7 protein-coding genes are annotated in these 8572 nt (G+C 52.0%); 4 read left to right on the top strand and 3 right to left on the bottom strand.

What is annotated here, in order from left to right; all coding sequences use genetic code 11:
* Window positions 1-1098: 1098 nt before the first annotated feature.
* A complete protein-coding gene (locus tag NKF06_RS05495) occupies window positions 1099-1860 on the top strand; it encodes a hypothetical protein (RefSeq protein WP_253244773.1) in 762 nt (253 codons plus the stop codon).
* A gap of 398 nt (window positions 1861-2258) precedes the next feature.
* Here the strand turns inward: NKF06_RS05495 and NKF06_RS05490 are convergent, their stop codons facing one another.
* Window positions 2259-2633 carry a helix-turn-helix domain-containing protein gene (locus NKF06_RS05490; RefSeq protein ID WP_253244772.1) on the bottom strand — a complete coding sequence of 125 codons (375 nt, stop codon included), beginning with the start codon at window positions 2631-2633 and terminating at the stop codon, window positions 2259-2261.
* 405 nt (window positions 2634-3038) lie between these two features.
* On the opposite strand from NKF06_RS05490, the gene NKF06_RS05485 reads away from it, so the two are divergent.
* Window positions 3039-3443, top strand: coding sequence for a hypothetical protein (locus NKF06_RS05485; RefSeq protein ID WP_253244771.1), 405 nt, complete (start codon window positions 3039-3041; stop codon window positions 3441-3443).
* A 5-nt stretch (window positions 3444-3448) separates the two neighbouring features.
* Here NKF06_RS05485 and NKF06_RS05480 read toward each other — a convergent pair whose 3' ends face one another.
* Window positions 3449-3862 (bottom strand): MarR family transcriptional regulator, encoded by a 414-nt coding sequence (locus tag NKF06_RS05480; RefSeq protein ID WP_253244770.1) that lies wholly within the window; start codon window positions 3860-3862, stop codon window positions 3449-3451.
* Window positions 3863-3991: 129 nt separating this feature from the next.
* Here NKF06_RS05480 and NKF06_RS05475 point away from each other — a divergent pair, with 129 nt between their 5' ends.
* Window positions 3992-4540: a hypothetical protein gene (locus tag NKF06_RS05475; protein ID WP_253244769.1), complete on the top strand. Its 549-nt coding sequence runs from the start codon at window positions 3992-3994 to the stop codon at window positions 4538-4540.
* A gap of 640 nt (window positions 4541-5180) precedes the next feature.
* Complete coding sequence (locus NKF06_RS05470; protein WP_253244768.1) at window positions 5181-5504, top strand: hypothetical protein; 324 nt, start codon at window positions 5181-5183, stop codon at window positions 5502-5504.
* Window positions 5505-5780: 276 nt separating this feature from the next.
* Here the strand turns inward: NKF06_RS05470 and NKF06_RS05465 are convergent, their stop codons facing one another.
* On the bottom strand, window positions 5781-7058 hold the full coding sequence (locus NKF06_RS05465) for an orc1/cdc6 family replication initiation protein (RefSeq protein WP_253244767.1): 1278 nt from the start codon (window positions 7056-7058) through the stop codon (window positions 5781-5783).
* Between the last annotated feature and the right edge of the window lie 1514 nt (window positions 7059-8572).

The raw sequence follows: 8572 nt of genomic DNA, 5'->3' as shown, positions 1-8572 counted from the left end.
TGCTCCCTCTGCCAACATTCAAGCGTAGCAGTGTCTAAACTCTCTTTGAGCAGGTCTTTGAGCAGCATAGGAAACTAGCTCTTCGACCTGTTCACCCCTTAACTAGACGGTGCCGTAGAGGACGATTTTTTAGTTTGTTGATAGTGTGACTTATCGAACTCATTCCTTTTTAGGGAGAGTCGGCATAGTGAAATCATATGGCCTCGATTGTATCTGAAACACTCGCTGGACGAACCATTCAGGTAATCGGGTTTGTTGTTGTTCTCTTGGCTATTCTCGAATATTTTGGAGTGATTCATCTCCTCCCGATATGGGGGTATCCAGTTGTCATCGTTCCACTCGGGTACCTTCGTTGGGTACTCGACCGGAGAAATACCTCAGGAAATGGCCGAACAGATAGAGATTGAAGCAGCTACGAAAAGGTAGTTTCACTGCTATTGGGGATGCTGAGTAAGCATCTAAGTCAGTGGTTCTCCCAGCGAAATCTAGTTTTTCTGTGGCTGAAGCCAGTAAGTCGTTGTCGAGTCGTGGGTCTCCTCTCCATTTAGCGGCTGTTTCACAGTAGACTCTGATTTTATCGGGATTGTTGCACACTGTATCGGTTCCCTTCAGGACGTCACGGCGGCCGAACATCCCGGGCTCTGTGGCTTCAGAGCTGGAGGGACTCTGTTCCTCTGCTGCTTTGTCGCCTTTCGGAGTTTCGTCGGTCAAGTGGGTTCTACCCACTCGACCCATCGCCCCGTTTTAATTCGGGTTTATTGTCATAAAAATTTTGCTAGTGTAGAATGGCTCTGTTGAAATCCTTCAGCGTTGACATTGGAGAGTGCGCTCTTTCTGGCTAGTTTCCGTGGATCACAGTGACTAGTCTCTTAACAAATCGCAAGACGGCGAGAGGAATTCAACAGAGCCGGGTTTTTTGTTGTGCTTTCCGACAGCCCACGTCGGTTCCTGTGAACTAGACGTCGGGAAGTCAGCGGCGGCAACCGAAGAAAGGATTACTCCGACTGTTACTGCTGACGCAGAGGCTGCGCCAATCCCTTTCAACACATCCCTGCTGAAGTCGTCTCGCATATCGTTGACTACGACGACGACGTCGCTGTGAAGGTCCAGAAGTACGAGATTGACGAAGCGTTCTACGTCGTCTACACGTCCCGTGTCGATGGTGGCCCCGTTCGTGAGATCGACTTCGATCTCAAAGCGTCACTCGCGAAGATGAGCGAGGACAACAGAACCATCGTCGTTCGGCTGCTCGAGATCTACCGTGCTCTCATCGCTCAGAACGAGGAGGAAGAAGGTGTTCCTGTCGAGGCGTACAAGAAGATCGACGTCGACGCGCTGCCGGACGTGCTTGATCAGACGTCGTGGGAAGGGTCAGCAACAGCCGTTGCAGGCCGACTCGCCTCGAACCTGATTCTGAAACACGCACTTCCGAACGCCAACCACCGGACTGCTGTCGCATTAGTTCAGTTCTACCTCCGGCGCCTGAGTCCTGACTTCTCTATGCCGGAAACGTCCATAGAAGTCGATCCGGAGTCGTACGACTGGCGGGAGTGGGTGAATGAGTACATCAACGAATCGAAGCGGCTATTGACCGTTCGGCGGAAGAACGTCCTCTTCAAGCACTTGTACCGCTTCGGCGCGAGAACGCTTGAGCGGAAACACGCGGTAGAAATCGACCTGACTGCATACGAGCTGGATATGTACCCGAGTGAAGCGAAGGTCATCTACGCGGAGCAACACGAAGAGCTCTGGATTGAGTTCGTCGAGGAGGCCGCCGAACGCGCAGGCTATCCAGAGCTGAAGGAAACGCCAGGACTATCGAAAACAGCGTTCGCTGAAAAGATTCGGAACCTCAACTAAACGGTTCTGTTAGTCTTGGAGCGTGGCGACTGTTCGGCCCGTTTCCTCGGCCTCTTCGCTGCGCGACATGTTGTACGTCGCGAGCGCTTCGTCAACCGCTTCATCAAGACTCATTGGTCAACCTAATCTTGATTCTTCTGTCGTATAAATACTTGCCTGGCTAAAACGTCAGCCCTCTAGATGGGAAGATCACAACCCAAACCACGCACAATCTGCTCGCTTTTCAAACTGGACCAAGCAGACAGTAGCTCTCGTGTTGTACACACCGTTCGTTGTTAGTGATCCCAACTGGACCCGTGGGGCTTGTTAGTAGACTCGAGCCGTCGTAACGAAGGGCGGCAGCGCAATCGCAGTTCAGGTATCAACCCGAGTGCCTCGGAGCTTGACCCCGAGGTGGTTCACTCTGTACTAGTGTCTGCATCTTCATACTCATCAAGATCTGGGAGATTGGCATCCCAGTCCGGATCCTCGTCGTAGTAATCGCCCTCAAACTGCTCGCTCACGGCAACTAAACCAATCAAGCTCGCAGTATGTGCATCGTAGGCGTCGGGATTGATCGCCCAATACTCGCCCTTATGACGCACAAACCCCTGATTATGGAGTCTGCTGAGCGTCGTCCCAACACTTCCTCGTGGGATGTCGAGCGCCTCAGTAATCTCACCTGCTCGATAGCCTGTTTCTGGAGTCGCTGCGAGGAAGCGAAGAATGGTCCGTCCATTCGTATTCGGTCCTGGAAGATCCGATGGCTGGTAGTTTTCGAAATCAACGGGCATATGTAATAGTATGTAACGGGGAGTAATAGACTTGCCGGAGTAGTTGTTCCAAAGTACTCTTTGGACGCTGGAACGTCTCGATCGACGCGTTCTCCCAATAGAAGTGCGATGAATCTGAGGTCGTTGAGGGATACTAGTTTTTACTGGCAAGAGTGGTGTGTCTGACAGAGTATCCGCAGAGTGGCGAGTTAATTCAGCAAGGAGATTGTTGATAGACAAAGACGACTCAGTATCCGAATCAATGGCCGTTGTCAGGTGGGAACGCCTACTTCTTGGCCTAAAGCTCTCTGCGAGATTGTCGGGGAGATTCAAGATGCAGCGGAACTCAATTTCACAGAACGGTTCAGCTGTTCTGCCTGTAGAAACGCACCGGAATACCAGTAGGAATCAGCTCCACCACAAACCATGACCGAAAACACACTCACCGTCCGTGTCGAATCGAACGACGAGTTCTTCGACCGTGCACTCGAAGCCGCAGCGAAAGCCGACGCTGGTGAACTGACTGATGACCACACTGGCGTCTCACTTCCAGACGAGGCTGCACTTGCACGTGTTCTAAGCGAGAATAATCTCAAGCTCATCCGGACTACTGCCCGCAAAGAGCCGCAGAGTCTCCGCGAACTCGCGCAGCTCGTCGATCGTGACATCAAGAACGTCTCGAACGCTATCAACGACCTCGCAGAACTCGAACTTGTCGAATTTGAGCAGGATGGCCGATCAAAGCGGCCGGTCGTCTGGTACAGCGATATCCACGTAGAGTACGACCTTGGCGTTGGGACTGACGATACCGAGGTCGCTGCACAGGAGTAGCTTGACTACTGCTGTTCTGGACGGGGCGCGTTCTCATACTTGACCATCTTCTCGGGCTTGTTGGAGATGGTCGCGTAGATCTGCTGGAGCGTCTCCTCAGCGGCGAGCAGATTGTGTTCCTCAAGGAATGTTCGACCGTCCTCAGTCAGGCCGTAGAACTTCCAGGGATAGCCCTGTCGGCGCTGGTCGTCGTCAAGTGCGACTTGTTTGACGATGCCAGCGTCAATCAACTTCTGGATGTGCTTGTAGACGGTGGCATCGCTGACGCTGGGGTTGAGCTCCTCAAGTTCGTACATTGAAGGCAGCTGCTTGGGATGCTGGAGGATATTATTGACGAGCGCGAACCGCGTCTGTTGGGTGACGAAATGGATGAGTTCACGGGACCTCTCTCCACCAGCGGTTCCCAGATCGGTACTCATACATCACAGTTCACACTCTGACGCAAAGTAGTTTACCCTTGAGTAAATCACTCTGAGGTAAACCAAAATAAATCTGAATGGGTGAATTACTTCATAAACCGTATTACTCGTCCGAGAGAGAACCCATATATGCCCGATGAAGAGTCGCCCGTCCCTGAAGAGGTCCTCACGAGTGCGAAGGAGCAACTCGATGAGGAAGAGATCTCACTGGCGGATAACGAAGAAATCCTCCACGCACTGAGCGAGTTGACACCTGTCTACGAGAACGACCGTTCGTACTTCGTACTCGGGAACTACGACCGGGAACCGATTCGTCGGCTGAACCTCGTAGTTGACCGTCTCAACCGACGCACTGACGCGTACGCCTTCCGGATGGTCGATATTCGGGGCGAGTGGGATAATAGCATCCAGAAGTTCTGCCTGATCGCCGATATCGTAACGTATCTCGTTGGTGTCGCCGAGAAGGACCCGAGCGACTTCCTTGTCGAACAGGGACTACTCGTTGGCACGACTGAATACTTCTCGAAGAGCCACGTCCTCAAGCGGGAGTATGAAGACGAGGAACATCCGTTCGGATGGATGCAGGACGGCGTCTTCGAACTGTTCGAACAGGAAGGTCGACTGTACCGATGGTGGACTGAAGACGACCTTGTTGACGTGACCGAAGAACTCCCGTGACGAGGAACGGAATCGCCATTCTCGACCGAATTACTCGGAGCGGGGCGACCCAAACTGTCCGAGAAGCAGTTGCAAAGCGGGACGACTTGCAGCTGTTTGGGTTAGATGAAATAACCAATAACGTGTAGCCCACAGTTCTTGGAAGTCTGAGGTGCAAGTATCCCGATGGTTCACCAATTATTCTCGGCGACACTCGAATCGACCAAACAACTTTGCTGTGGCATCGTGTGGACACTACTGGAGACAGACTGTGTCACATGCGTCTCCACAATCCCCCATGACGAGTGATTCGACGGCGCTTGGTCGATGTCCTGATTGCGGCGGAGAGATTGAGGCATACCAGTCGATAATTGAGTTCGAAGATGGCGATGGGTCAACTGGCGTTTTCGCTGAGTGCTATTCGTGCGACGAAGTTGTTCGTCCAGAGTGACGAACTGGTGCTACTGGTCCACGAGGAAGTCTAGGCTTGCGTCGAATGTTAGTTGACTCATCGAAGTACGTTGTAACGTAGCGCGAAACTTGTTGATATACCAACTTCGAGTAGCGTTACAACCAAAGGAAAACGGGAAGTCGGCATCAGCTGTTTAACCAACAAAATTTTTGATTAGCCCTTGTGTTGGTTAACACGAGGCAGCTGCCGATGTCCTACGAACCACCGACGCCGCCGACGAATCTCCCCACGGAAGTCGTCAACGCCCTCAACGAGTTGGGGCAGAACCGCCTTCGGGACGTTGCTCACTATGCCGAAGAGTTGGCCGAACACAAGGAGCGTGAGGCTCGTCTCGAGGAAGAGCCACCGGAAGGGGAACTCGAAGAACGGTCGGATGACCTTCCAGATGATGTCCCCACGAAGGCGACGATTACGATCAAAGAGATCAACGACAATCGCTACTACTACTGGCAGTGGCGAGAAGGTGACAAAATCAAATCTAAGTATAAAGGCCCAGTCAACCCCAATGAGTAGGAAGGACTTCCATGGGTCGAAAGACACCACACCCCGTGTGCGAAGTGAATTTTCTCATCATTGATGGGCCCCGTGTGAGAGATGAATCGGGTGACAATTTGAGAGGGGAGACACCCCGTGTACAAGATGAATAATGGAGAACCCCAACTGCTCATTAAACGCTCTCGCGCATGAATTTCGCATATTTACACTTTGCACACGGGGTGTGGGTTACCAGACTGAACAAGTCAGAACTTACACTCGTGGCCAGGGGTGCGTAGTCGGGGAAAACGGAAACTACGCGAGATCTTCTAGTCGGCTATCGCGGAGCACGGATTTTAGCACAATACCGGTATCCTGCACCAGTCGATGCTCCAGGTAGCTCCCCTCTCCCCGGCCACCGCCCGTCCGGGTCGATTCCACGACGCCGAGGAATGCCTGCTCCTTCAGCAGTTCATAGACGCGGTGTTCGCTCAGAACCTTCGCATCGACCGTCTCAGCAGTGTTCTGGTAGCGCTTGTAGATACGGCTTGTCGAGAATTCGTCTTCGTTCGAGCTCTCCTCGGTCAACAATGCAAGTGAGTAGAGAATGAACTTGACCTGAGTCGTCGATCCACGAAGTAACTCCTCGAATCGGTCAACCTCTGCCCATTCTTGAGCATCGCGAACGTGCTCTGCGACGACCTGGTTGGCATTTTCTCGCTCAGCGAGTTCGCCCGCGTGTCGGAGAATCTCGATTGCCTTCCTGGCGTCGCCATGTTCCTGTGCGGCGAGTGCCGCAGTTAGCGGGATGACGTCGTCAGAGAGAACGTCGTCGTGGAACGCGTCACGGCGGTGCTTCATTATCCCACGGAGTTGATTCGCGTCGTAGGGTTGGAAGACGAACTCTTCTTCACGAAGACTTGACTTGACACGCTCGTTCAACTGGTCCCGATACTCGATTTTGTTACTCACCGCAATAACACCCAGGTGACAATCGGCTTTCCCAGATTCACGGGCTCGTGAGAGCTGCATCAGAATATCGTCGTCGTTGAGACGATCAACCTCGTCGAGAATGATGACAACAGCATCGTAGGCGAGATTCAATATCTCCCAGAGGTAGTCGTAATATTCCCCACTGCCAATCCCCGCGCGTGGGACGTCGAAGTCAGTTTTTTCGGTCTTGTTGAGCTCCCGTGTCACTGTTCGGGCAACACGGGTCTGAGTATTGTGCTGTGCACAGTCGACGTAGACAGTCCCGACCGAAACCCCATTTGACTCTGCGGCTCGACGGGCACGTTCTGTGACATGGCGAGCAACCAGCGACTTGCCCGTCCCTGTCTTGCCGTAGATCATGACGTTGTTAGGCGGGTCATTTTGAACGATCGGCCTGAGTTCAGCAGCGATGTCTTTGATTTCTTCGTCACGGCCGACGATTCGGGCACTTTCCGGGACGTGACCAACCTTCAGGAGTTCCTTGCGAGTGAAAATGTCGACCCGGTCAGGGTCGTCTCCATCAATATTGAACAGCGGATCCTCAGCCGGGTCTTCGTACCGGTCGTTGAAGTCAGAGAGTTGCGACGGGTCATCAGCCATCGATACCAGATACCGCGCAACCTGGCTACTTAATTATTCTCCCACCCCAACAAGAGTGTAAATCGGCCCATGACTAGGATCTACTGCCTAGAGCGTCCAATGTCAGTCGGTAAAATAGACGGGATAATCCAGAGTGAAAGGCGTCCTTCCCGTGCAAGTGATTTGGACGATAAAACACCCCTCACCAAGACTGTATAGCGGACAGAAACCAATATTTGACCACCCCTCGTCCCGAGTGAATTACCACTAATCTTCCGCTGGGCTCGAAAATGCACACCCCACATCAAGAGTGTAACTCAATCAGAGCACAGACGTCAAACATTGAGCAGACACGAAGACGTCTGACGCACGGCACACACCCCTCGTCCAGAGTGAAAACAGTCGCGAGGTTCGTTATTCGGTTGAACAGAAGTTCGAGGAGATGCTTCCTGTTTTCAGTCGTAGCCATCGACACAAAACACAGCTGTTGACCTGTATTCTGCACCAATCTTGAGGGTGTCGAGAGTTTGGGGCATCGAGAGAATAATCATATAAAAGTCACGACGTAAAGACACCCACCCACCCCTCGTCCAGAGTGAAACAGCACGAGAAGATCCGGGTAGCAAGATGAGAATTGCACGACTGAATCGCCTGCAAACGACACGAATCACAGGAAGAGAGACGGAAACACACGCATCGAGCTTCCGGGGAATCAACTAGAACGCACATCCATCAGAATTCTTAGTATTATCTAGAAGATTTATATCTTATTGGTTCGAATAGCTCACTAACTATATTCTCCACAACAAAAGAGACGAATTAGTATTCGTCTGGGCCTCGTGAAGAACTACTCATCTACTTTCCTCTTATTTCGCCGTCAATCTCAGTCTTAGCGACTCTCTCCGTGGGTTCGTCCGTGTTCTGTCTTTTCGACCTCTGTTTCTTGTGGATAACACCCCTCACCCTTTCAATCGTTTTCACTCTTGACGAGGGGTGTGTGTTCCCACAATTTTCCCCTTCCGGTTCAGAAATTCGAGTCAAACTCTCGATTTCTTAACCAACAAAATCACCGAGCTCGTGATTCTGTTGGTTAACGTCTGAATCAATCACAAAATGTCGATTGGCCACCGTTAACGAGTCGAAAGTGAAGTTGTGACCTGATATAGATACGACACTCCGTGAATCAGTGATTCACTGATTGGCGTCTTGCTTTGCGAGTCCCGAATCTTCTCTTTCGTTTTCTCTTGGTGTTCGCCAAACGCCACCTCGAAGATCCCACGATAGAAGTGTTTGTTCTTCTCCAGCGTGACACCCTCGAGTTTCTGCTTCTGTTTTTGACGACGTCGCTGCAGCTTCCTCTTCGGCCTTAGTGTTCCCATCGTCCCCTTCGTCTGATAGATTCTCGAACCGCTCAACCATTCCTCGTGGCATACTTACGCCTCCACTTGAGCCTTGTCGAATGCCCGCTCCATCGTCTTTGCAACTTCTAGGAAGAGGTCACGCTCTCTCGCGGCAATGAATGAAGTGACTGAGAG

This window comes from Haloferax sp. AB510 (genome assembly GCF_024136985.1).
In the GTDB taxonomy this organism is placed as follows: domain Archaea; phylum Halobacteriota; class Halobacteria; order Halobacteriales; family Haloferacaceae; genus Haloferax.
This window is presented reverse-complemented; position numbering and strand designations above follow the sequence as displayed.

Bases quoted from the DNA above. Each gene is read 5' to 3' on its own strand.
- NKF06_RS05465 (WP_253244767.1), bottom strand. From the start codon at position 7,058: ATGGCTGATGACCCGTCGCAACTCTCTGACTTCAACGACCGGTACGAA.
- NKF06_RS05470 (WP_253244768.1), top strand. From the start codon at position 5,181: ATGTCCTACGAACCACCGACGCCGCCGACGAATCTCCCCACGGAAGTC.
- NKF06_RS05490 (WP_253244772.1), bottom strand. From the start codon at position 2,633: ATGCCCGTTGATTTCGAAAACTACCAGCCATCGGATCTTCCAGGACCG.
- NKF06_RS05485 (WP_253244771.1), top strand. From the start codon at position 3,039: ATGACCGAAAACACACTCACCGTCCGTGTCGAATCGAACGACGAGTTC.
- NKF06_RS05475 (WP_253244769.1), top strand. From the start codon at position 3,992: ATGCCCGATGAAGAGTCGCCCGTCCCTGAAGAGGTCCTCACGAGTGCG.
- NKF06_RS05480 (WP_253244770.1), bottom strand. From the start codon at position 3,862: ATGAGTACCGATCTGGGAACCGCTGGTGGAGAGAGGTCCCGTGAACTC.